Origin of the sequence: Kitasatospora cineracea (assembly GCF_003751605.1) — a bacterium.
GTDB classification, from domain to species: domain Bacteria; phylum Actinomycetota; class Actinomycetes; order Streptomycetales; family Streptomycetaceae; genus Kitasatospora; species Kitasatospora cineracea.
The window spans coordinates 2,166,836-2,188,088 of record NZ_RJVJ01000001.1; the positions used below are offsets into that span (position 1 = coordinate 2,166,836).

Annotated in this window: 16 protein-coding genes and 1 tRNA gene; 15 read left to right on the forward strand and 2 right to left on the reverse strand. The window is 70.2% G+C overall.

What is annotated here, in order from left to right; all coding sequences use genetic code 11:
• Nucleotides 1-27: 27 nt before the first annotated feature.
• The 4 genes from EDD39_RS10015 to EDD39_RS10030 all read left to right on the forward strand — a co-directional run bounded on the left by EDD39_RS10015 (nt 28) and on the right by EDD39_RS10030 (nt 4,177).
• A complete protein-coding gene (locus EDD39_RS10015) occupies nt 28-1,443 on the forward strand; it encodes a DHA2 family efflux MFS transporter permease subunit (protein WP_123554941.1) in 1,416 nt (471 codons plus the stop codon).
• A gap of 49 nt (nt 1,444-1,492) precedes the next feature.
• The gene (locus EDD39_RS10020; RefSeq protein ID WP_123560300.1) at nt 1,493-1,879 is read left to right on the forward strand and encodes an antibiotic biosynthesis monooxygenase family protein; all 387 of its coding nucleotides are present in this window, start codon (nt 1,493-1,495) and stop codon (nt 1,877-1,879) included.
• Between the two features lie 84 nt (nt 1,880-1,963).
• Complete coding sequence (locus tag EDD39_RS10025) at nt 1,964-3,004, forward strand: UDP-N-acetylmuramate dehydrogenase (protein ID WP_030462153.1); 1,041 nt, start codon at nt 1,964-1,966, stop codon at nt 3,002-3,004.
• Between the two features lie 276 nt (nt 3,005-3,280).
• Nucleotides 3,281-4,177, forward strand: coding sequence for an IS982 family transposase (locus tag EDD39_RS10030; RefSeq protein ID WP_123554944.1), 897 nt, complete (start codon nt 3,281-3,283; stop codon nt 4,175-4,177).
• A 28-nt stretch (nt 4,178-4,205) separates the two neighbouring features.
• Here the strand turns inward: EDD39_RS10030 and EDD39_RS10035 are convergent, their stop codons facing one another.
• Together EDD39_RS10035 and EDD39_RS10040 are read right to left on the reverse strand one after the other, a co-directional pair.
• On the reverse strand, nt 4,206-5,234 hold the full coding sequence (locus tag EDD39_RS10035) for an adenosine deaminase (protein ID WP_123554946.1): 1,029 nt from the start codon (nt 5,232-5,234) through the stop codon (nt 4,206-4,208).
• Between the two features lie 93 nt (nt 5,235-5,327).
• The gene (locus tag EDD39_RS10040) at nt 5,328-6,566 is read right to left on the reverse strand and encodes a pyridoxal phosphate-dependent aminotransferase (RefSeq protein ID WP_123554948.1); all 1,239 of its coding nucleotides are present in this window, start codon (nt 6,564-6,566) and stop codon (nt 5,328-5,330) included.
• Nucleotides 6,567-6,875: 309 nt separating this feature from the next.
• Here EDD39_RS10040 and EDD39_RS10045 point away from each other — a divergent pair.
• The 11 genes from EDD39_RS10045 (at nt 6,876) to EDD39_RS10095 (ending at nt 21,249) form a co-directional block, all read left to right on the forward strand.
• A tRNA-Trp gene (locus EDD39_RS10045) sits at nt 6,876-6,948 on the forward strand.
• Nucleotides 6,949-7,088: 140 nt separating this feature from the next.
• Nucleotides 7,089-7,451: a preprotein translocase subunit SecE gene (gene secE / locus EDD39_RS10050; protein ID WP_123554950.1), complete on the forward strand. Its 363-nt coding sequence runs from the start codon at nt 7,089-7,091 to the stop codon at nt 7,449-7,451.
• Between the two features lie 178 nt (nt 7,452-7,629).
• On the forward strand, nt 7,630-8,529 hold the full coding sequence (nusG, locus tag EDD39_RS10055) for a transcription termination/antitermination protein NusG (protein WP_123554952.1): 900 nt from the start codon (nt 7,630-7,632) through the stop codon (nt 8,527-8,529).
• Between the two features lie 166 nt (nt 8,530-8,695).
• Nucleotides 8,696-9,130, forward strand: a complete 435-nt coding sequence (gene rplK / locus EDD39_RS10060; RefSeq protein ID WP_030457453.1) for a 50S ribosomal protein L11 — start codon at nt 8,696-8,698, stop codon at nt 9,128-9,130.
• Between the two features lie 77 nt (nt 9,131-9,207).
• A complete protein-coding gene (gene rplA, locus EDD39_RS10065) occupies nt 9,208-9,930 on the forward strand; it encodes a 50S ribosomal protein L1 (RefSeq protein WP_014136322.1) in 723 nt (240 codons plus the stop codon).
• A gap of 161 nt (nt 9,931-10,091) precedes the next feature.
• The gene (locus EDD39_RS10070; protein WP_148089422.1) at nt 10,092-10,934 is read left to right on the forward strand and encodes an SCO4651 family lipoprotein; all 843 of its coding nucleotides are present in this window, start codon (nt 10,092-10,094) and stop codon (nt 10,932-10,934) included.
• A 101-nt stretch (nt 10,935-11,035) separates the two neighbouring features.
• Nucleotides 11,036-11,836 carry an SCO4651 family lipoprotein gene (locus EDD39_RS10075; protein ID WP_123554956.1) on the forward strand — a complete coding sequence of 267 codons (801 nt, stop codon included), beginning with the start codon at nt 11,036-11,038 and terminating at the stop codon, nt 11,834-11,836.
• Between the two features lie 314 nt (nt 11,837-12,150).
• Nucleotides 12,151-12,705: a 50S ribosomal protein L10 gene (rplJ, locus tag EDD39_RS10080; protein WP_014136320.1), complete on the forward strand. Its 555-nt coding sequence runs from the start codon at nt 12,151-12,153 to the stop codon at nt 12,703-12,705.
• Between the two features lie 83 nt (nt 12,706-12,788).
• Nucleotides 12,789-13,172 (forward strand): 50S ribosomal protein L7/L12, encoded by a 384-nt coding sequence (gene rplL, locus EDD39_RS10085; RefSeq protein WP_123554958.1) that lies wholly within the window; start codon nt 12,789-12,791, stop codon nt 13,170-13,172.
• Between the two features lie 609 nt (nt 13,173-13,781).
• On the forward strand, nt 13,782-17,255 hold the full coding sequence (gene rpoB, locus EDD39_RS10090; protein WP_030457449.1) for a DNA-directed RNA polymerase subunit beta: 3,474 nt from the start codon (nt 13,782-13,784) through the stop codon (nt 17,253-17,255).
• 100 nt (nt 17,256-17,355) lie between these two features.
• Nucleotides 17,356-21,249 (forward strand): DNA-directed RNA polymerase subunit beta', encoded by a 3,894-nt coding sequence (locus EDD39_RS10095; RefSeq protein WP_123554960.1) that lies wholly within the window; start codon nt 17,356-17,358, stop codon nt 21,247-21,249.
• Nucleotides 21,250-21,253 lie beyond the last annotated feature (4 nt).

Sequence of the window (21,253 nt, forward strand, 5' to 3'; positions counted from 1 at the left end):
ATCAATCACAACCTTGGGGAAAGTGAGATGAACAGGCAAGCCGTCTGGACCCTGGTGGTCGTCAGCGTCGCCAGCTTCATGGCCGGACTCGACAACCTGGTGGTCACCACCGCGCTCCCCGCGATCCGCACCGACCTCGGCGGCGCGCTCGCCGACCTGGAGTGGACGGTCAGCGCGTACACCCTGACCTTCGCCGTCCTGCTGATGTTCGGCGCGGCCCTCGGCGACCGCTTCGGCCGCCGCCGGATGTTCGTCGCCGGACTCGCCGTCTTCACCCTCGGCTCGGCCTCCGCCGCGCTCGCCCCCGACATGGGGACGCTGATCGCCGCCCGCGCCGTCCAGGGCGCCGGCGCGGCGGTGATGGTGCCGCTCACCCTGACCCTGCTCACCGTCGCGGTCCCCGCCGCCCGGCGCGGCATGGCCTTCGGCATCTGGTCCGGCGTCGCCGGGCTGGCCGTCGCCACCGGCCCGCTGATCGGCGGCAGCCTCACCGAGCACTTCTCCTGGCAGTGGATCTTCTGGGTGAACGTCCCGGTCGGCCTGGTGCTGCTGCCGCTGTCCCGCGCCGTGCTCGGCGAGAGCCGCAGCGAGCACCCCCGCCTCGACCTCCCCGGCACCGCACTGGTCAGCGCCGGACTGTTCGGCCTCGTCCTCGGCCTGGTCCGCGGCAACCCCGACGGCTGGACCGACCCGCTGGTGCTCGGCTCGCTGACCGGCGGCGCCCTGCTGCTGGCCGCCTTCGTCGGGTACGAGATCCGCGGGGCGCAGCGGCCGATGCTCCCGATGCGGCTGTTCCGCAGCCGGGCGTTCAGCGCCGTCAACGCCGCCAGCCTGCTGATGTACCTGGGCATGTTCGGCTCGATCTTCCTGATCAGCCAGTACTTCCAGGGCGTCAACGGCTACAGCTCCGAGCAGGCCGGCGTCCGGATGCTCCCCTGGACGGCCATGCCGCTGCTGGTCGCCCCGGTCGCCGGACTGCTCACCGACCGGATCGGCGGCCGCCCCATCGTGGTCACCGGACTGGTCCTGCAGGCCCTCGGCCTGCTCGGGATCGCCCTGCTCGCCCAGCACTCCGCCGGGTACGGGCAGCAGGTCCCGGTCCTGATGGTCTGCGGCATCGGCATGTCCCTGTACTTCGCGCCCACCGCCAACCTGGTGATGGCCAGCGTCCGCCCCGCCGAACAGGGCATCGCCTCCGGCGCGAACAACGCGATGCGCGAGGTCGGCGGCGCGCTCGGAGTGGCCGTGCTCTCCGCCGTGTTCTCCGCCCGCGGCGGCTACGGCAGCACCGCGGCCTTCACCGACGGGCTCACCGCCGCGCTGCTGGTCGGCGCCGCCGCGATCGGGGCCGGCGCGGTCGCCGCCGCGCTCGTCCCCCGGCGGCACGGCATGCGGACCGCCGCCGGAGCCCGCCCCGAACCCGTCCTGGCCGGCCGGTCCTGACCGGCCCCGGCACCCGCCACCGAACGAGGAGGAACCGACCGTGCTCGCCATGACACTCCCCTGGACCCCGGGGCCCGCCGCGCAGCGACCCCCGGCCCGGCCCGTGGTGATGGCCGCCGAACTCCGGGTCCGCGGACTGCGCCACGTCCCCGGCTTCCTGCGGCAGTCCCTGAAGGTCCGCGACCGAGCCCGCCGCGCCCCCGGCGCGCTCGGCGTCACCCTGCGCGCCGCACCGCTGCGCCGCACCTTCTGGGTGCTCTCCAGCTGGAGCGACCAGGAGGCGCTCGCCGCGTTCGTCCGCTCCGGGCCGCACCGGCAGGCGATGACCGCGCTCCGCCCCGTGATGGACCGCTCCGCGTTCGCCAGTTGGGAGGCGCAGAGCGCGGCCGAACCCGGCTGGACCGAGGCCCGCAGCCGGCTCGCCGAAGCCGGGTAGCGCCCGTTCCGGGGCCCGCGCGATCCGCTCCCGCGCACCGGCCCGGTGGCCGGGGGCGGGCCGGATCTCGCTTACGCTGGGGCGGTGATCGAGCAGATGGATGCGCCGCTGGCCCCGTTGACGACGCTGCGCCTGGGCGGCCCGGCCCGCCGGCTGGTGACCGCCGGGACGGACGCCGAGGTGGTGGCCGCGGTGCGGGCCGCCGACGCGGCCGGGGAACCGCTGCTGGTGCTCGGCGGCGGGTCGAACCTGGTGATCGGGGACGCCGGCTTCCCCGGCACGGTGCTGCGGATCGCCACCGAGGGCTTCGCCCTGGACGGGACGCTGCTGGAACTGGCGGCCGGCGAGGTCTGGTCGGACGCGGTGGCCCGCACCGTCGCCGCCGGCCTGGCCGGCCTCGAGTTCCTGGCCGGCATCCCCGGCTCGGCGGGCGCCACCCCGGTGCAGAACGTCGGGGCGTACGGGCAGGAGGTCGCCGAGAGCATCACCGAGGTGGTCGCGTACGACCGCCTGCTCGGCGAGAGCGTCACCCTGGCCAACGCCGACTGCGCCTTCTCCTACCGGCACAGCCGCTTCAAGGCCGACCCGGACCGGTACGTGGTGCTGCGGGTGCGGTTCCGGCTCGCGGACGAGGGCGGACTGTCCTCGCCGGTGAAGTACGCCGAGGTGGCCCGGGCGATGGGCGTCGAGCCGGAGCAGCGGGTCAAGCTCGGCGACGCGCACGCCGAGGTGCTGCGGCTGCGCGCGGGCAAGGGCATGGTGCTGGACGCCGCCGACCACGACACCTGGTCGGCCGGCTCGTTCTTCACCAACCCGGTCCTGACGGACGCCCAGTTCGCCGCGTTCACCGCCCGGTTGGGCGACCTGCGGGCGCCGGCCTACCCGGCGGGGGAGGGGCTCACCAAGACCTCCGCGGCCTGGCTGATCGACAACGCGGGCTTCCGCAAGGGCCACGGCAGCGGCCCGGCGACGCTCTCCACCAAGCACACCCTCGCCCTGACCAACCGCGGCTCGGCGACCACCGAGGACCTGCTCGCCCTGGCCCGCGAGGTCCGCGACGGCGTCCGGGCGGCGTTCGGGGTGGAACTCGTCAACGAGCCGGTGATGGTGGGCGTCAGCCTCTGAAGCCCCCGGGGCGGCGCGGCCGGCGCCGTCGGTCCTAGGGCCCGTCTTCAAACCCCCGCCTGCCCCACGACGCCTGGCACGCCCTCTCGCCGCACCGGGCGAAAGGCCAAGTACATCCAGTACGAGGCCTTCCACCCGGCACGCCGAGAGCACGCACCAGACGCCGCAGGGTTGCGACGGGGGTTTGAAGACGGGCCCTAGACGAGTAGTTCCGAAGTCGGGTGTCTTTGGCTGTTCTGCTTCGGACATGCGGGGAGGGTGTCCAGGCTTCGGGTTGTGACGACCGAAGAGCTGGACACCCTCCTGACGGCACTCTACGTGTGGATCGATGATCATCTGCCTCGAACGCGCTGGTTGGGGCGCCCGCCGCGGCTGACGGACTCGGAACTGGTGTGCCTGGCCGTGGCCCAGGTGCTGCTGGGCTTCCACTCCGAGGCCCGCTGGATCCGCTTCGCCCGCGCCCGCCTGCGCGGCATGTTCCCGCACCTGCCCGAACGCCCCGGTTACAACAAGCGCCTGCGCGCCGCGCGCCCGCTGCTCCAGCAGGCGATCCGCGACCTGGCCCGGGACACCGACCTGTGGGCGGACCCGGTGTGGATCACCGACTCCACACCCGTGGAGTGCGGGCGCTCCCGCGACACCGTGCGCCGCTCGGCCCTGGCCGGGTGGGCCGGCTACGGCTACAGCCGCTCGCACTCACGCTGGTTCTGGGGCCTGAAACTGCACCTGGTCTGCACCCCGGCCGGACTCCCCGTCACCTGGGCCCTGGCCAGTCCGAAGGTCGACGAGCGCGAGGTGTTGGCCGCGCTCGTCGAAACCGAACCGGAGCTGGCCCGCGAGCGGCCCGGCCTGCTGATCCTCGCCGACAAGGGCTACGTCTCCGCCGAACTCGACCGCTTCCTCGAACAGCACGGCGCCCAACTGCTGCGACCGTCCTACCGCAACCGAACCCCACGCCCCGGGGAAGGGCTGCTGAAGTCCGTCCGCCAGCTGATCGAGTCCGTCAACGACACCCTCAAGGGCCAACTCGGCCTCGAACAGCACGGCGGCCGCACCATCGAGGGCCTCGGCGCCCGAGTCGGCCAACGGCTACTCGCAATGACCTGCGCGATCTGGCACAACCGGGCCACCGGCCAACCCGTCACACGCTCGTTGATCGCCTACGACCACTGACCGACTAACCGACTTCGGAACTACTCGTCTAGGCCGGTTCCTCCACCAGCCAGGCGTCGACCTCGCCGAGCAGCTCCTTCACCACGTGCTCGGGGGCCTGCGAGGAGCGGATCGACTGGCGGGCGAGCTCGGCCAGCTCGGCGTCGGTGAAGGCGTGCGACTCGCGGGCCAGGGTGTACTGGTCGGCCAGCCGGGAGCCGAACAGCAGCGGGTCGTCGGCACCCAGGGCGAGCGGGACGCCGGCCTCGAAGAGCGCGCGCAGCGGGACCTGCCCGGGGCTGTCGTAGACGCCGAGGGCGACGTTGGAGGCCGGGCAGACCTCGCAGGTGACCTGCCGGTCGGCGAGGCGCTGGAGCAGCCGCGGGTCCTCGGCGGCGCGCACGCCGTGGCCGATCCGGGCGGCGCCCAGGTCGTCCAGGCAGTCCCGGACCGACTCCGGCCCGGCCAGCTCGCCGCCGTGCGGGGCCGCGATCAGCCCGCCGTTCCGGGCGATGGCGAAGGCCCGGTCGAAGTCCCGGGCCAGGCCGCGGCGCTCGTCGTTGGACAGGCCGAAGCCGATCACGCCCCGGTCGGCGTACCGGACGGCGAGCCGGGCCAGCGTCCGGGCGTCCATCGGGGACTTCATCCGGTTCGCCGCGACCAGCACCCGGATCCCGACGCCGGTCGCCTCGGACGCCTCCCGGACGGCGTCCAGGACCAGCTCCAGGGTCGGGGTCAGGCCGCCGAGCAGCGGCGCGTACGAGGTCGGGTCGACCTGGATCTCCAGCCAGCGGGAGCCGTCGGCGCGCTCGTCCTCGGCGGTCTCCAGGACCAGCCGGCGGATGTCGGACTCGTCGCGCAGGCAGGAGCGGGCGGTGTCGTAGAGCCGCTGGAAGCGGAACCAGCCGCGCTCGTCGGTGGCCCGGAGCTTGGGCGGATGCTCGGAGCTGAGCGCCTCGGGCAGCCGGATGCCGTGCTTGTCGGCGAGTTCGAGCAGCGTCGCGGGGCGCATCGAACCGGTGAAGTGCAGGTGCAGATGGGCCTTCGGCAGGCTCCGGACATCACGCAGGCGATCCATTCACCGATCCTGCCGCAAAACCCCCCGGAACAGGAACCGCCCCCCGCACATCGCCCGAAGGGGTGAGGTGCGGGGGGCGGCCGTGACGGACCGTCAGTCGCGGGCCTCGGACAGCAGCTTCTGCATCCGGCTGACGCCCTCGACCAGGTCGGCGTCGCCCAGCGCGTAGGACAGCCGCAGGTAGCCGGGGGTGCCGAAGGCCTCGCCGGGGACGACCGCGACCTCGGCCTCGTCCAGGATCAGCGCGGCCAGCTCGGCCGAGGTCTGCGGGCGCTTGCCGCGGATCTCCTTGCCCAGCAGGCCCTTCACCGACGGGTAGGCGTAGAACGCGCCCTCCGGCTCGGGGCAGAGCACGCCCTCGATCTCGTTCAGCATCGCCACGATGGTGCGGCGGCGGCGGTCGAACGCGGTCTTCATCTCGTCCACCGCGGACAGGTCGCCGGCCACCGCGGCCAGCGCCGCGCGCTGCGCCACGTTGGAGACGTTCGAGGTGGCGTGCGACTGCAGGTTGGCGGCCGCGGCGACGACGTCCTTGGGGGCGATCAGCCAGCCCACCCGCCAGCCGGTCATGGCGTAGGTCTTGGCCACGCCGTTGACCACGATGCACTTGTCGGCCAGCTCGGGCAGCAGGGCCGGCAGCGAGGTGAAGGTCGCGTCGCCGTACACCAGGTGCTCGTAGATCTCGTCGGTGAGCACCCACAGGCCGTGCTCCAGCGCCCAGCGGCCGATCGCCTCGGCCTCGGCCTCGGTGTACACCGCGCCGGTCGGGTTGGACGGCGAGACGAACAGCACCACCTTGGTGCTGGCGGTGCGGGCGGCCTCCAGCTGCGCCACCGAGACCTTGTAGCCGGTGGTCTCGTCGGAGAGCACCTCGACGGGGGTGCCGCCGGCCAGCTTCACGGCCTCCGGGTAGGTGGTCCAGTACGGCGCCGGGATGATCACCTCGTCGCCCGGGTCGAGGATCGCGGCGAAGGCGTTGTAGATCGCCTGCTTGCCGCCGTTGGTCACCAGCACCTGCGAGGCGTCCACCTGGTAGCCGGAGTCGCGCAGCGTCTTGGCGGCGATCGCGGCCTTCAGCTCCGGCAGGCCGGCGGCCGGGGTGTAGCGGTGGTTCGCCGGGTCCTGGCAGGCGGCGACGGCGGCGTCCACGACGTAGCCGGGGGTCGGGAAGTCGGGCTCGCCGGCGCCGAAGCCGATCACCGGGCGCCCGGCGGCCTTGAGGGCCTTGGCCTTGGCGTCGACGGCGAGGGTCGCGGACTCGGCGATGGCGCCGACCCGGGCGGAGACCCGGCGGTTCGCGGGGGACAGGTTCTCGGGGGTGGGTGCGCTCATGCCTGAATGCTCCCAGACCCCACGGGCGGGGGGCATCGCGGTTTCAGCAGGAGTAGAGAGGTGTTCCAGCGACCGTCCCGCGGACCCGGACGATCTCGGGCGGAAGCCGATCGAAGCCGGAGGATCTCGGGCGGACGGCGTCGAAAGTCGGCGAATGTGGATCTCGGTGAATGAGGTTCGACCAATCGGCGAAGAACCCGTACACTCACTGCTCGATGGCTCCCGAAGTGCGGATCCTTCGGCCGGGTACACCACACGGCCGGTCGGATGCGGTAGGTTGGGGGCCGCACCGGAACCGCGAGGTTCCGTAGGGCACTAGCTCAATTGGTAGAGCACCGGTCTCCAAAACCGGCGGTTGGGGGTTCGAGTCCCTCGTGCCCTGCTGCTCGATCTGTGCCAAGCCCGTTCGCTCCGCAGAGCGAGCGGGCTTGATGCGGAGAGGGCCCCACCCAGCACAGCTTTCGCCGGACAGCCCGTGCACCAGGCACGGGCCTCCGCAGGACCGGATTCAGGTGAGGACGAGTGACGGAGACCACGGGCTCCACCGCAACGCCTGAGAGCGGCAACCCCGAGGGGACCGAAGGCGCCGCGGACGGTGCGACCGCCGAGGACGGCAAGCTCTCCCGGCGCGAGCGCCGGCGGGCCAACAAGGCGTCCGGCGGCGAGGGGAAGAAGTCCGGCAAGCGGGCGAAGAAGGGCCTGTTCGCCCGGACCGCGATCTTCTACCGCCAGATCATCGCCGAGCTCCGCAAGGTGGTCTGGCCCTCCCGCAGCCAGCTGATCCAGTACACCACCGTCGTGGTGACCTTCGTGATCGTGATGATGCTGCTGGTCGCCGGCCTCGACTGGGTCTTCGCCAAGGGTGCCTTCTGGATCTTCGGCTGACGTCCGATCCGGCAGAAAACCACCGGGACCCCGCGGGTCCCGCACCACATACCTCACCCCGACCCGGGCCGAATCCTTCGGCCCGGGTCGAGCTGTCGGCGCGAAGGACAGCGGGCGACTACCGTTGAGTCGGTACTGTTGAGGTATCCGTTCCACAACCAGGAAAGAAGCAGCGACCGTGTCTGAGTCCCCCCTGTACGACGCCGACGAGACCGTCCGCGAGGCGGATGTCGCCGCCGAGCTGGACGCGGCCGAGGCTGCCGACGTCGAGACCGACGACGTCGAGACCGCTGAGGAAATCGTGGACGAGGCGGACGCCGAGGAGGACGAGGTCGAGGCCGCCGACGAGCTGGAGGCGGGGGAGCCCGCCGAGGCCGCCGCCGTGCACGAGGTGGACGAGGCCGAGGCCGAGGCTGCCGACGTCGAGACCGACGACGTCGAGGAAGAGGCCGAGGCCGCCGAGGAGGTCGAGAGCGACCCGGTCGCCGAGTTCCGCGAGCAACTGCGCCGCGCCCCCGGCGAGTGGTACGTCATCCACACCTACGCCGGCTACGAGAACCGGGTGAAGCAGAACCTGGAGCAGCGCTCCGTCTCGCTGAACGTCGAGGACTACATCTTCGAGTCCCAGGTTCCGCAGGAGGAGGTCGTCCAGATCAAGAACGGCGACCGCAAGACCATCCGGCAGAACAAGCTCCCCGGCTACGTGCTGGTCCGGATGGACCTCACCCCGGAGTCCTGGGGCGTCGTGCGCAACACCCCCGGTGTCACCGGCTTCGTCGGCAACGCCTACGACCCGTACCCGCTGACCCTGGACGAGGTCGTCAAGATGCTCGCCCCCGACGTGGAGCGCGCCGCCGCCAAGGAGGCCGGCAAGGCCTCGCCGGTGCGCCCGGTCGAGGTGCAGGTGCTGGACTTCGAGGTCGGCGACTCGGTCACCGTCACCGACGGTCCGTTCGCCACCCTGCAGGCGACCATCAACGAGATCAACCCCGACTCGAAGAAGGTCAAGGGCCTGGTCGAGATCTTCGGCCGGGAGACCCCGGTCGAGCTCTCCTTCGACCAGATCCAGAAGAACTGATCCACGTACTCCGGTTCCGGGGCGGGGGCGAAGGCCCCCGCCCCGGAACCGTTTTGGTCCAGCGCCGCCTCAGCGGTTAGCCTGGTCCGATGTGTGTCCTGGCGGCCGGGTTTCGCCCCGGGGTCGGGCACATCAGCAATCACCTCTCGGAAGGACCCGGAGAGAAATGCCTCCCAAGAAGAAGAAGGTCACGGGGCTTATCAAGCTCCAGATCAACGCCGGTGCGGCCAACCCGGCGCCGCCGGTCGGCCCCGCGCTCGGCCAGCACGGCGTCAACATCATGGAGTTCTGCAAGGCGTACAACGCGGCCACCGAGTCGCAGCGCGGCATGATCGTGCCGGTGGAGATCACGGTCTACGACGACCGTTCCTTCACCTTCGTCACGAAGACCCCGCCGGCTGCTCGCCTCATCCTGAAGGCCGCGGGCATCGACAAGGGCTCCAAGGAGCCGCACAAGACCAAGGTCGCCAAGCTGACCTCGGCCCAGGTGCGCGAGATCGCCACCACCAAGATGCCCGACCTGAACGCCAACGACCTGGACGCGGCGGAGAAGATCATCGCCGGCACCGCCCGGTCGATGGGCATCACCGTCGAGGGCTGACCAGCCCGTACGTCCCCCGTGGTAGGGCCAGCGCGGCCCGCGACTACCACGAACTCCATTAATCACCAGGAGCAGCAGTGAAGCGCAGCAAGGCCCTCAAGGCCGCGGACGCCCAGGTCGACCGCGCCCGGATCTACGCCCCGCTCGAGGCCGTCCGCCTCGCCAAGGCGACCTCCACCACCAAGTTCGACGGCACCGTCGAGGTCGCCATGCGTCTGGGCGTCGACCCGCGCAAGGCCGACCAGATGGTCCGCAGCACCGTCATCCTCCCGCACGGCACCGGTAAGACCGCTCGGGTCCTGGTCTTCGCGAACGGTGAGCGTGCCGAGGCCGCGCGTGCCGCGGGCGCCGACATCGTCGGCTCCGACGAGCTGATCGACGAGGTCGCCAAGGGTCGTCTGGACTTCGACGCCGTCGTCGCCACCCCGGACCTCATGGGCAAGGTCGGCCGCCTGGGCCGCGTGCTCGGTCCCCGTGGCCTGATGCCGAACCCGAAGACCGGCACCGTGACCCCGGACGTCGCCAAGGCCGTCAACGACATCAAGGGCGGCAAGATCGAGTTCCGCGTCGACAAGCACTCGAACCTGCACCTGATCATCGGCAAGACCTCGTTCTCCGACGAGCAGCTGGTCGAGAACTACGCCGCCGCGCTGGACGAGGTCCTCCGGGCCAAGCCGTCCGCCGCCAAGGGCCGTTACATCAAGAAGATCGCCTTCTCCACCACGATCGGCCCCGGCATCCAGGTGGACCCGAACCGCACCCGCAACCTCCTCGTCGAGGAGGACCCGGCGGCGGTCTGACCCCGAGTCAGTTCCCCGCGCGGTCAACGCTTCACCGGGCCCGCACCCTTTCGGGGGTGCGGGCCCGGTGGCGTTCGGAAACGGTTTGCGCGGGCGGCGGAGCGGTTCGGTAGAGTCCAGGGTCGTCATCAGGATGAGAATCCGATTAGAGGGGGACCTCCGTGCGCGCACTGCGTACCGTTGCCGTGGCCTGTCTGGCCCTCGGCGCCTTGACCGCCTGCAGCAGCTCCGGCTCGACCGGTTCGACGGGGGGCTCCGGCAGCTCGCAGGCCGCTTCCGCCCCGGCGGCCGACGCCGCGGGCAAGGGCGGCTCGAAGCTCGCGCCCAAGGAGGCCCTGCTCGCCGCGGCCGCGGTCATGGACAAGGCCGGCAGCGCCAAGCTGACCGTCAAGGGCGGCGGCAGCGACGGCACCGCCGACTACGTCTGGAAGTCCCCGTCCTCCTTCCTGATGCACACCACGCAGGAGGGCAAGCAGGTCGACGTCCTGTTCGCCGGCGACCAGATGTACATCGGGGCCACCCCCGAGATGGCCGCCGTGGCCAAGGGCAAGAAGTGGATGTCGCTCAGCAGCAAGGACGCCGCGGGCGCCGCGGGCGACGAGGCCGGCACCTTCGCCGGGATGATGCAGATGATGAACCCGTCGGTGCAGCTGGTCGCCGCCGCCCCGACCGCCACCCTGGTCGGCACCGAGACGGTGGCCGGCCAGAGCGCCACCCACTACCGCAGCGACATCAAGGTGGACGAGCTGGTCGCCAAGATGCAGCTCGACCCGGCGCTCAAGGCCCAGGTGCTGGCCGAGCTCAAGAAGAACGGCACCAGCTCCACCGTGGACCTGTGGGTCAACAGCAAGGGCGAGCTGGTCCAGCAGTCCAGCGCCGACCTGGCGGCCGACAGCGGCGGCACCCCCGGCGTGGTCACCTACGGCGACCTGGGCAGCGTCAAGGCCACCCCGGCCCCGGCCGCCTCCGAGGTCTTCTCCCTCACCGACCTGATGCAGCAGTAGGCCCGGCCCGGCCCGTGTCCCGGGGGCGGCTCCGGGACGCGGGCGGACCGCATGGCATCGTGGGGGGACCGGACGGCGGGGAACGGCAGGAGGAGGGACCGATGGCGGCACCGGCGCGTTGGGCCGCGGCCCTGCTGGCGGCCGTCCTGCTGGCCGGCACGGCCACCGCCTGCACCGGTTCGGGCACCGCCGCCGACCCCGCCTCCCCGTCCAGCCCGACCCCGTCCACCGGGGAGCCCAGCCCGACCGACCGCTCCCCGCACGGGGTGCTGCTCTCCGCCCAGCTGGCGCTGCACGACGCCCGGCGCGCCGAGTACACGGCGGTGCTCGGCGGCGAGGACGCCAAGGGCGCGCTGTTCTGGGCGCCCAAGACGGTGCTGAAGTACCAGGCCGAGGGGGTGGGCCGGACCTTGGTGGTGCTGGACACCTCCGCCTACCTGGGCGGTGACCCGGGGACCGCGGCCCGGCTCGGCGGCCCGCACTGGCAGAAGTTCTCCGACGGCCGGATCCCGTACGGCGGCCTGATCGACCGGCTCAGCCCGGTGATCGCGGTCGCCGCCGCGGCGGCCGCGGACGAGCCGCGGCTGATCGGCGAGGAGAAGCTGCTCGACACCACCGTCGAGCACTACCGGGTCACGGTGAGCGCCGCCCGGTACGCCGCCGCGCAGAACCAGCTCGACCAGGGCCGGCGGCAGGCGCTGGAGGCCGCGCTCGGCCCCGGCGACGTGGTGCTCGACCTCTGGCTCGACGACCACGACCAGCTGGTCCGGCTGCGCCGGGCCGCCGCCGAGGTGGACACCGTCGACTACACCGAGTTCGGCAGTTCCGCGATCTCGGTGCAGGCCCCCGCGGAGGCCGACACCGCGCCCGGCACCGGCGCCAGCCCGCCGCCGCTCCCGTAGGCCGGGGCCGTTCCCGGAAGCCGATTTGGCCAAACCCGTTTCGTCCCGTTAGGCTGGCCGAGCCAAAGACCGCTGGTTGTCGCCGTTCCCCGCGAGGGTGGACGGTACCGAAGGGTCCGCACACGTTGCGGACCGCCCGCGCAGGTTGTGGAGCAGAGTGAGGATCTCCGGGCCGTTCACGGTCCGTCGAGGTCATTGCAAGCCCCGTGCGCCTGCGCGCCGGGGCTTCTTCGCTTCCTGGGGTCCGCGGCGTTGGATGGTCGACTTCTCGAAGGTCGGCCCGACTTCGACATCACGGAAGGAGGCGTAAGCCTATGGCCAGGCCCGACAAGGCTGCCGACGTCGCCGAGATCACGGACAAGTTCCGTGCCTCCAGCGCCGCCGTTCTGACCGAGTACCGCGGTCTCACGGTGAAGCAGCTGAAGACGCTTCGTCGCTCGCTCGGCGGCAACGCCGATTACGCCGTGGTGAAGAACACGCTGACCAAGATCGCGGCCAACGAGGCCGGGATCTCCGAGCTGGACGACCTGTTCGCCGGTCCGACGGCTGTCGCCTTCGTCACCGGTGACCCGGTGGAGTCGGCGAAGGCTCTGCGTGACTTCGCCAAGGAGAACCCTGCTCTCATCATCAAGGGCGGTGTCCTTGACGGTAAGGCGCTGTCCGCCGATGAGATCAAGAAGCTCGCGGACCTCGAGTCCCGCGAGGTGCTGCTCGCCAAGCTGGCGGGCGCCCTGAAGGCCAAGCCCTCCCAGGCTGCCGCCGTCTTCCAGGCGCTCCCGTCCAAGCTCGTGCGCACCGTTGAGGCGCTGCGCGAGAAGGTCGAGCAGGGCGGTGCCGGTACTCCGGCTCCCGCCGAGGACGCGGAGTAACCACTCCCGTCCCAGCGGGCCCGTAAGCACGCCCGCCAACCCGTACATCCGGCACCTGCCGATTTAGTGGAAGGACGCCAATCATGGCGAAGCTCAGCACCGAGGACCTGCTCGAGCAGTTCGAGGGCATGACCCTGATCGAGCTCTCCGAGTTCGTGAAGGCGTTCGAGGAGAAGTTCGACGTCACCGCCGCCGCCCCGGTCGCCGTTGCCGGCGTTGCCGGCCCGGGCGCCGTCGCCGAGGCCGTCGAGGAGCAGGACGAGTTCGACGTCATCCTCGACGGTGCCGGCGACAAGAAGATCCAGGTCATCAAGGAGGTGCGCGCCCTCACCTCCCTCGGCCTGAAGGAGGCCAAGGACCTCGTCGACACCGCCGGTGCGAAGGTTCTCGAGAAGGTCGCCAAGGACGTCGCCGAGAAGGCGAAGGCCCAGCTCGAGGGCGCTGGCGCCAAGGTCACCGTCAAGTGACTCGTCCCTCTCTCTGAGAGGTGCTCCTCCGGCCGGGCCGGCCACCCTTCGGGGTGGCCGGCCCGGCCTGCTCGCGTTCCGGGCCGGGGCGGCCGGGTTGCTCCCGATGGCCCAAGCCGGACTCGGCTCCTGTCGGCGGCCGGGAGTAGGGTGATCGCTGTCGTCGGCCCCCGGACACGGGCAGCGTGTAACGCGCCGGGCGGTCCGGACGATGGGCAGTACGAGGTCCACACCCTGGTGCGGGCCTTGACGAACAGCACGCGGCGCGCGATTCTCAAGGCGCGTGCCCAAGCGGAACCGTCTCCGATGCATATTCGGCGGCGGCACTGGGAAGGTTCCCGGTGACGCAGAAGTGGGTGCGACGGCCCGGCCGGTGAGGGATCACTGCCCGGGTTGTCGGTTGTACGGGAGGAGCGTCCGATTCGGTCTCCGAATCAGGGCTTGCTAGCAGTGTCGCCTTTGGCTACACTGTCCCTTTGCGCTGCCTGTTAGCTGCTCCGTGACTCGTCGCCCGGAGTGGTCCCTGTCCTGACCTGGGGTTTTCCGCCTCGGCCAAGGCCCGGCCGGTATGCGCGTAGTGAGCTCCGAGCCCTCGGAAGGACCCCCCTCTTGGCCGCGCCGCGCAACGCCTCGAACAATTCCGCATCCACCGCCCCGCTCCGCGTCTCGTTCGCGAAGATCAAGGAGCCCCTCGAGGTCCCCAACCTCCTCGCCCTGCAGACCGAGAGCTTCGACTGGCTGCTCGGGAACGCGGCCTGGAAGTCCCGGGTCGAGGCTGCCCTGGAGAGCGGTCAGGACGTCCCCACCAAGTCCGGTCTGGAGGAGATCTTCGAAGAGATCTCCCCGATCGAGGACTTCAGCGGGTCGATGTCCCTGACCTTCCGGGACCACCGTTTCGAGCCGCCCAAGAACTCCATCGACGAGTGCAAGGACCGCGACTTCACCTTCGCGGCCCCGCTCTTCGTCACCGCGGAGTTCACCAACAACGAGACCGGTGAGATCAAGTCCCAGACCGTGTTCATGGGCGACTTCCCGCTCATGACCAACAAGGGCACGTTCATCATCAACGGCACCGAGCGTGTCGTCGTGTCCCAGCTGGTGCGTTCCCCCGGCGTCTACTTCGACTCCACCCTGGACAAGGTCTCCGACAAGGACATCTTCTCCGCCAAGATCATCCCCTCCCGCGGTGCCTGGCTGGAGATGGAGATCGACAAGCGCGACATGGTCGGTGTCCGCATCGACCGCAAGCGCAAGCAGTCGGTCACCGTGCTGCTCAAGGCCCTCGGCTGGACCACCGAGATGATCCTCGAGGAGTTCGGCGAGTACGAGTCCATGCGCGCCACCCTGGAGAAGGACCACACCCAGGGCCAGGACGACGCGCTGCTCGACATCTACCGCAAGCTGCGCCCGGGCGAGCCGCCGACCCGCGAGGCCGCGCAGACGCTGCTGGAGAACCTGTACTTCAACCCGAAGCGCTACGACCTCGCCAAGGTCGGCCGCTACAAGGTGAACCGGAAGCTGGGCAACGCCGAGTCGCTCGACTCCGGCGTGCTCACCGAGCCGGACATCATCGGGACGATCAAGTACCTGGTGAAGCTGCACGCCGGCGAGACCGAGTGGCGCGACGACACGAGCCGCGACATCGTCATCGAGGTCGACGACATCGACCACTTCGGCAACCGCCGCCTGCGCAACGTCGGCGAGCTGATCCAGAACCAGGTCCGCACCGGCCTCGCCCGCATGGAGCGCGTGGTCCGCGAGCGGATGACCACCCAGGACGTCGAGGCGATCACGCCGCAGACCCTGATCAACATCCGGCCGGTCGTCGCCTCCATCAAGGAGTTCTTCGGCACCAGCCAGCTGTCGCAGTTCATGGACCAGACGAACCCGCTGTCGGGCCTGACCCACAAGCGCCGTCTGTCCGCGCTCGGCCCCGGTGGTCTGTCCCGCGAGCGGGCCGGCTTCGAGGTCCGTGACGTGCACCCCTCGCACTACGGCCGCATGTGTCCGATCGAGACCCCCGAAGGCCCGAACATCGGTCTGATCGGCTCGCTCGCCTCGTACGGCCGGGTCAACGCGTTCGGCTTCATCGAGACCCCGTACCGCAAGGTCGTCGACGGTGTCGTCACCGAGGCCGTCGACTACCTGACCGCGGACGAGGAGGACCGGTACGTCATCGCGCAGGCCAACGCCCCGCTCACCGCGGAGCTGACCTTCGCCGAGCCGCGCGTCCTGGTCCGCCGCCGCGGCGGCGAGATCGACTACATCCCCGGCACCGAGATCGACTACATGGACGTCTCGCCGCGCCAGATGGTGTCGGTCGCGACCGCCATGATCCCCTTCCTCGAGCACGACGACGCCAACCGCGCGCTGATGGGCTCGAACATGATGCGCCAGGCCGTCCCGCTGCTGCGCAGCGAGGCGCCGCTGGTCGGCACCGGCATGGAGTACCGCTGCGCCGTCGACGCCGCGGACGTGATCACCGCCGACAAGGCCGGCGTGGTGCAGGAGGTCTCGGCCGACTACGTCACCGTCGCCAACGACGACGGCACGTACAACACCTACCGGGCCGCAAAGTTCACCCGCTCCAACCAGGGCACCGCCTTCAACCAGAAGGTGCTCGTGGACGAGGGCCAGCGGGTCGAGGTCAACCAGGTGCTGGCCGACGGCCCGTGCACCGACGAGGGCGAGATGGCCCTCGGCAAGAACCTCCTCGTGGCGTTCATGTCGTGGGAGGGCCACAACTACGAGGACGCGATCATCCTGTCGCAGCGCCTCGTCCAGGACGACGTCCTCTCCTCGATCCACATCGAGGAGCACGAGGTCGACGCCCGTGACACCAAGCTGGGCCCCGAGGAGATCACCCGGGACATCCCGAACGTCTCCGAGGAGGTCCTCGCCGACCTCGACGAGCGCGGCATCATCCGGATCGGCGCCGACGTCGTCACCGGCGACATCCTGGTCGGCAAGGTCACCCCGAAGGGCGAGACCGAGCTGACCCCGGAGGAGCGCCTGCTCCGCGCGATCTTCGGCGAGAAGGCCCGCGAGGTCCGCGACACCTCGCTGAAGGTGCCGCACGGCGAGTCCGGCAAGGTCATCGGCGTCCGCGTCTTCGACCGCGAGGAGGGGGACGAGCTCCCCCCCGGCGTGAACCAGCTGGTCCGCGTCTACGTCGCCCAGAAGCGCAAGATCACCAACGGTGACAAGCTGGCCGGCCGCCACGGCAACAAGGGCGTCATCTCCAAGATCCTGCCGGTCGAGGACATGCCGTTCCTGGAGGACGGCACCCCGGTCGACATCATCCTGAACCCGCTGGGCGTCCCGTCCCGAATGAACCCGGGACAGGTCCTGGAGATCCACCTCGGCTGGCTCGCCATGCAGGGCTGGGACGTCTCCGGCCTCGCCGACGAGTGGGCCAAGCGGCTCCAGGCGATCGGCGCCGACACGGTCCAGGGCGGCACCAACCTCGCCACCCCGGTCTTCGACGGCGCCCGCGAGGACGAGATCACCGGCCTGCTGGACAACACCACCCTCACCCGTGACGGTGAGCGCCTGGTGAACTCCACCGGCAAGGCCCGCCTGTTCGACGGCCGCTCCGGCGAGCCGTTCCCGATGCCGGTCTCGGTCGGCTACATGTACATCCTCAAGCTGCACCACCTGGTCGACGACAAGCTGCACGCCCGTTCGACCGGTCCGTACTCGATGATCACCCAGCAGCCGCTCGGTGGTAAGGCGCAGTTCGGTGGTCAGCGCTTCGGTGAGATGGAGGTGTGGGCCCTTGAGGCGTACGGCGCCGCTTACGCGCTGCAGGAGCTGCTCACCATCAAGTCCGACGACGTCCTGGGCCGCGTGAAGGTCTACGAGGCCATCGTCAAGGGCGAGAACATTCCCGAGCCCGGCATTCCCGAGTCCTTCAAGGTCCTCATCAAGGAAATGCAGTCGCTCTGCCTCAACGTGGAGGTGCTGTCCTCGGACGGCCAGTCCATCGAGATGCGCGACAGCGACGAGGACGTGTTCCGCGCCGCCGAGGAGCTCGGCATTGACCTGTCCCGGCGCGAGCCGAGCAGCGTCGAAGAGGTCTGACGGAGGCCGGGCCGGCCGTTCCCGAACGGCCGGCCCGCCCCCAGGCCCCCCTCAGACCAACAGACAGACTCTCGAATCACGAAAGAGGGCTTGACGACCAGTGCTTGACGTCAACTTCTTCGACGAGCTCCGCATCGGACTGGCCACCGCCGACGACATCCGCCAGTGGTCGCACGGCGAGGTGAAGAAGCCGGAGACCATCAACTACCGCACGCTGAAGCCGGAAAAGGACGGCCTCTTCTGCGAGAAGATCTTCGGTCCCACCCGGGACTGGGAGTGCTACTGCGGCAAGTACAAGCGCGTCCGCTTCAAGGGCATCATCTGTGAGCGCTGCGGCGTCGAGGTGACCCGCGCCAAGGTGCGCCGCGAGCGGATGGGCCACATCGAGCTGGCCGCCCCGGTCACCCACATCTGGTACTTCAAGGGCGTCCCGTCGCGCCTGGGCTACCTGCTGGACCTGGCGCCGAAGGACCTCGAGAAGGTCATCTACTTCGCCGCCTACATGATCACCTGGGTCGACGACGAGCGCCGCCAGCGCGACCTGCCGTCCCTGGAGGCGCACGTCTCGGTCGAGCGCCAGCAGATCGAGAACCGGCGCGACAGCGACCTGGAGGCCCGGGCCAAGAAGGCCGAGTCCGACCTGGCCGAGCTGGAGGCCGAGGGCGCCAAGGCCGACGTGCGCCGCAAGGTGCGCGAGGGCGCCGAGCGCGAGATGAAGCAGCTGCGCGACCGCACGCAGCGCGAGATCGACCGCCTCGACGAGGTCTGGACCCGGTTCAAGAACCTCAAGGTCCAGGACTTGGAGGGCGACGAGCTGCTCTACCGCGAGCTGCGCGACCGCTTCGGCACCTACTTCTCCGGCTCGATGGGCGCCGCGGCCCTCAAGGACCGCCTGGAGTCCTTCGACCTGGGCGAGGAGGCCGAGCGCCTCCGCGAGATCATCCGCACCGGCAAGGGCCAGAAGAAGACCCGCGCGCTCAAGCGCCTCAAGGTCGTCTCCGCCTTCCTGCAGACCAGCAACAAGCCCAAGGGCATGGTGCTCGACTGCGTCCCGGTGATCCCGCCGGACCTGCGCCCGATGGTCCAGCTCGACGGTGGCCGCTTCGCCACCTCCGACCTGAACGACCTGTACCGCCGCGTCATCAACCGCAACAACCGCCTGAAGCGGCTTCTCGACCTCGGCGCGCCCGAGATCATCGTGAACAACGAGAAGCGCATGCTCCAGGAGGCCGTCGACGCGCTCTTCGACAACGGCCGCCGCGGCCGCCCGGTCACGGGCCCCGGCAACCGTCCGCTGAAGTCGCTGTCCGACATGCTCAAGGGCAAGCAGGGTCGTTTCCGCCAGAACCTGCTCGGCAAGCGCGTCGACTACTCGGCCCGTTCGGTCATCGTCGTCGGCCCGCAGCTCAAGCTGCACCAGTGCGGCCTGCCCAAGGCCATGGCGCTGGAGCTCTTCAAGCCGTTCGTGATGAAGCGCCTGGTCGACCTGAACCACGCGCAGAACATCAAGTCGGCCAAGCGCATGGTCGAGCGCGCCCGCCCCGTGGTGTGGGACGTCCTCGAAGAGGTCATCGCCGAGCACCCGGTGCTGCTGAACCGCGCGCCCACCCTGCACCGCCTCGGCATCCAGGCCTTCGAGCCGCAGCTGGTCGAGGGCAAGGCCATCCAGATCCACCCGCTCGTCTGCACCGCGTTCAACGCGGACTTCGACGGCGACCAGATGGCCGTGCACCTGCCGCTGTCCGCGGAGGCGCAGGCCGAGGCCCGCATCCTGATGCTGTCCTCGAACAACATCCTGAAGCCGGCCGACGGCCGCCCCGTCACCATGCCGACCCAGGACATGGTGCTGGGCCTGTTCTTCCTCACCTCGGACCGCGAGGAGGTCAAGGGCAAGGGCCGTTCCTTCTCCTCGACCGCCGAGGCGATCATGGCCTTCGACGCCCGCGAGCTGGACGTCCAGGCCACCATCGACCTGCGGATGGCCGCCGGCACCGTCCCGCCCCGCGGCTGGACCCCGCCGGTGGACGAGGACGGGCAGCCGACCTGGCACGAGGGTGAGCCGTTCCGGATCACCACCACGCTGGGCCGGGCGCTCTTCAACGAGCTGCTGCCCGAGGACTACCCGTTCGTCGACTACGAGATCGGCAAGAAGCAGCTCTCGGCGATCGTCAACGACCTCGCCGAGCGCTACCCGAAGGTCGTCGTCGCCGCGGCGCTCGACAACCTGAAGGCGGCCGGCTTCCACTGGTCGACCCGTTCCGGTGTCACCGTCTCGATCTCGGACGTCATCGTCCCGCCGAGCAAGCCCGCCATCCTGGAGGGCTACGAGGCGCAGGCGGAGAAGGTCCAGCGCCAGTACGAGCGCGGTCTGATCACCGACAACGAGCGCAAGTCCGAGCTCATCGGCATCTGGACCCGCGCGACCAACGAGGTCGCCGACGCGATGGCCGCGAACTTCCCGAAGACGAACCCCATCTTCATGATGGTCGACTCGGGCGCCCGCGGAAACATGATGCAGATGCGTCAGATCGCCGGTATGCGTGGTCTGGTGTCGAACGCGAAGAACGAGACCATCGCGCGTCCCATCAAGGCCTCGTTCCGTGAGGGCCTGTCCGTGCTGGAGTACTTCATCTCCACCCACGGTGCCCGCAAGGGTCTGGCCGACACCGCGCTGCGCACCGCCGACTCGGGTTACCTGACCCGTCGTCTGGTGGACGTCTCGCAGGACGTGATCATCCGCGAGGAGGACTGCGGCACCGAGCGCGGCCTCAAGCTGTCGATCGGCTCGGTCGGCGCGGACGGCGTGCTGCGCAAGGCCGACGACGTCGAGACCAGCGTCTACGCCCGCATGCTCGCCGAGGACATCACCGTCGACGGCAAGCTGATCGCCACCGCCAACACCGACCTCGGCGACGTCCTGATGGACGAGCTGATCCGGCACGGCGTGAGCGAGGTCAAGGTCCGCTCGATCCTGACCTGCGAGTCCGCGGTCGGCACCTGCGCCTTCTGCTACGGCCGCTCGCTGGCCACCGGCAAGCTGGTCGACATCGGTGAGGCGGTCGGCATCATCGCCGCCCAGTCCATCGGTGAGCCCGGCACCCAGCTGACCATGCGCACCTTCCACACCGGTGGTGTGGCCGGTGACGACATCACCCAGGGTCTGCCCCGTGTCGTCGAGCTCTTCGAGGCCCGCACCCCCAAGGGTGTCGCCCCGATCTCGGAGGCCCAGGGCCGGGTCCGCATCGAGGACACCGAGAAGACCCGCAAGGTCGTCGTCACCCCCGACGACGGCAGCGACGAGATCGCCTACCCGGTCTCCAAGCGCGTCAAGCTGCTGGTCAGCGAGGGCGAGGCGGTCGAGGTCGGCCAGAAGCTGACCGTCGGCGCCACCAACCCGCACGACGTGCTGCGCATCATGGGCCAGCGTGCCGTCCAGATCCACCTGGTGGCCGAGGTCCAGAAGGTCTACAACTCGCAGGGCGTGTCGATCCACGACAAGCACATCGAGATCATCATCCGGCAGATGCTCCGCCGCGTGACGATCATCGAGTCGGGCGACGCCGAGCTGCTCCCGGGCGAGCTCGTCGAGCGCGGCCGCTTCGAGCAGGAGAACCGTCGTGTGGTCTCCGAGGGCGGCCACCCCGCCTCCGGCCGTCCGCAGCTGATGGGTATCACCAAGGCCTCGCTGGCCACCGAGTCCTGGCTGTCGGCCGCCTCCTTCCAGGAGACGACCCGGGTGCTCACCGACGCGGCGATCCACGCCAAGTCGGACCCGCTGCTGGGCCTCAAGGAGAACGTCATCCTCGGCAAGCTCATCCCGGCCGGTACGGGTCTGCCCCGCTACCGCAACATCCGGGTCGAGCCGACCGAGGAGGCCAAGGCCGCGATGTACTCGGCCGTCGGCTACGACGACTACGACCTGTCGCCGTTCGGCGCGGGCTCCGGTCAGGCCGTCCCGCTGGACGACTACGACTACGGCCCGTACACCGGCTGATCCG

What these genes read in the sequence shown, in the direction of transcription:
- EDD39_RS10075 (WP_123554956.1), top strand. Translation starts at nt 11,036, where the DNA reads ATGGCGGCACCGGCGCGTTGGGCCGCGGCCCTGCTGGCGGCCGTCCTG.
- EDD39_RS10035 (WP_123554946.1), bottom strand. Translation starts at nt 5,234, where the DNA reads ATGGATCGCCTGCGTGATGTCCGGAGCCTGCCGAAGGCCCATCTGCAC.
- rplL (WP_123554958.1), top strand. Translation starts at nt 12,789, where the DNA reads ATGGCGAAGCTCAGCACCGAGGACCTGCTCGAGCAGTTCGAGGGCATG.
- rplK (WP_030457453.1), top strand. Translation starts at nt 8,696, where the DNA reads ATGCCTCCCAAGAAGAAGAAGGTCACGGGGCTTATCAAGCTCCAGATC.
- EDD39_RS10015 (WP_123554941.1), top strand. Translation starts at nt 28, where the DNA reads ATGAACAGGCAAGCCGTCTGGACCCTGGTGGTCGTCAGCGTCGCCAGC.
- rplJ (WP_014136320.1), top strand. Translation starts at nt 12,151, where the DNA reads ATGGCCAGGCCCGACAAGGCTGCCGACGTCGCCGAGATCACGGACAAG.
- EDD39_RS10040 (WP_123554948.1), bottom strand. Translation starts at nt 6,566, where the DNA reads ATGAGCGCACCCACCCCCGAGAACCTGTCCCCCGCGAACCGCCGGGTC.
- EDD39_RS10020 (WP_123560300.1), top strand. Translation starts at nt 1,493, where the DNA reads ATGACACTCCCCTGGACCCCGGGGCCCGCCGCGCAGCGACCCCCGGCC.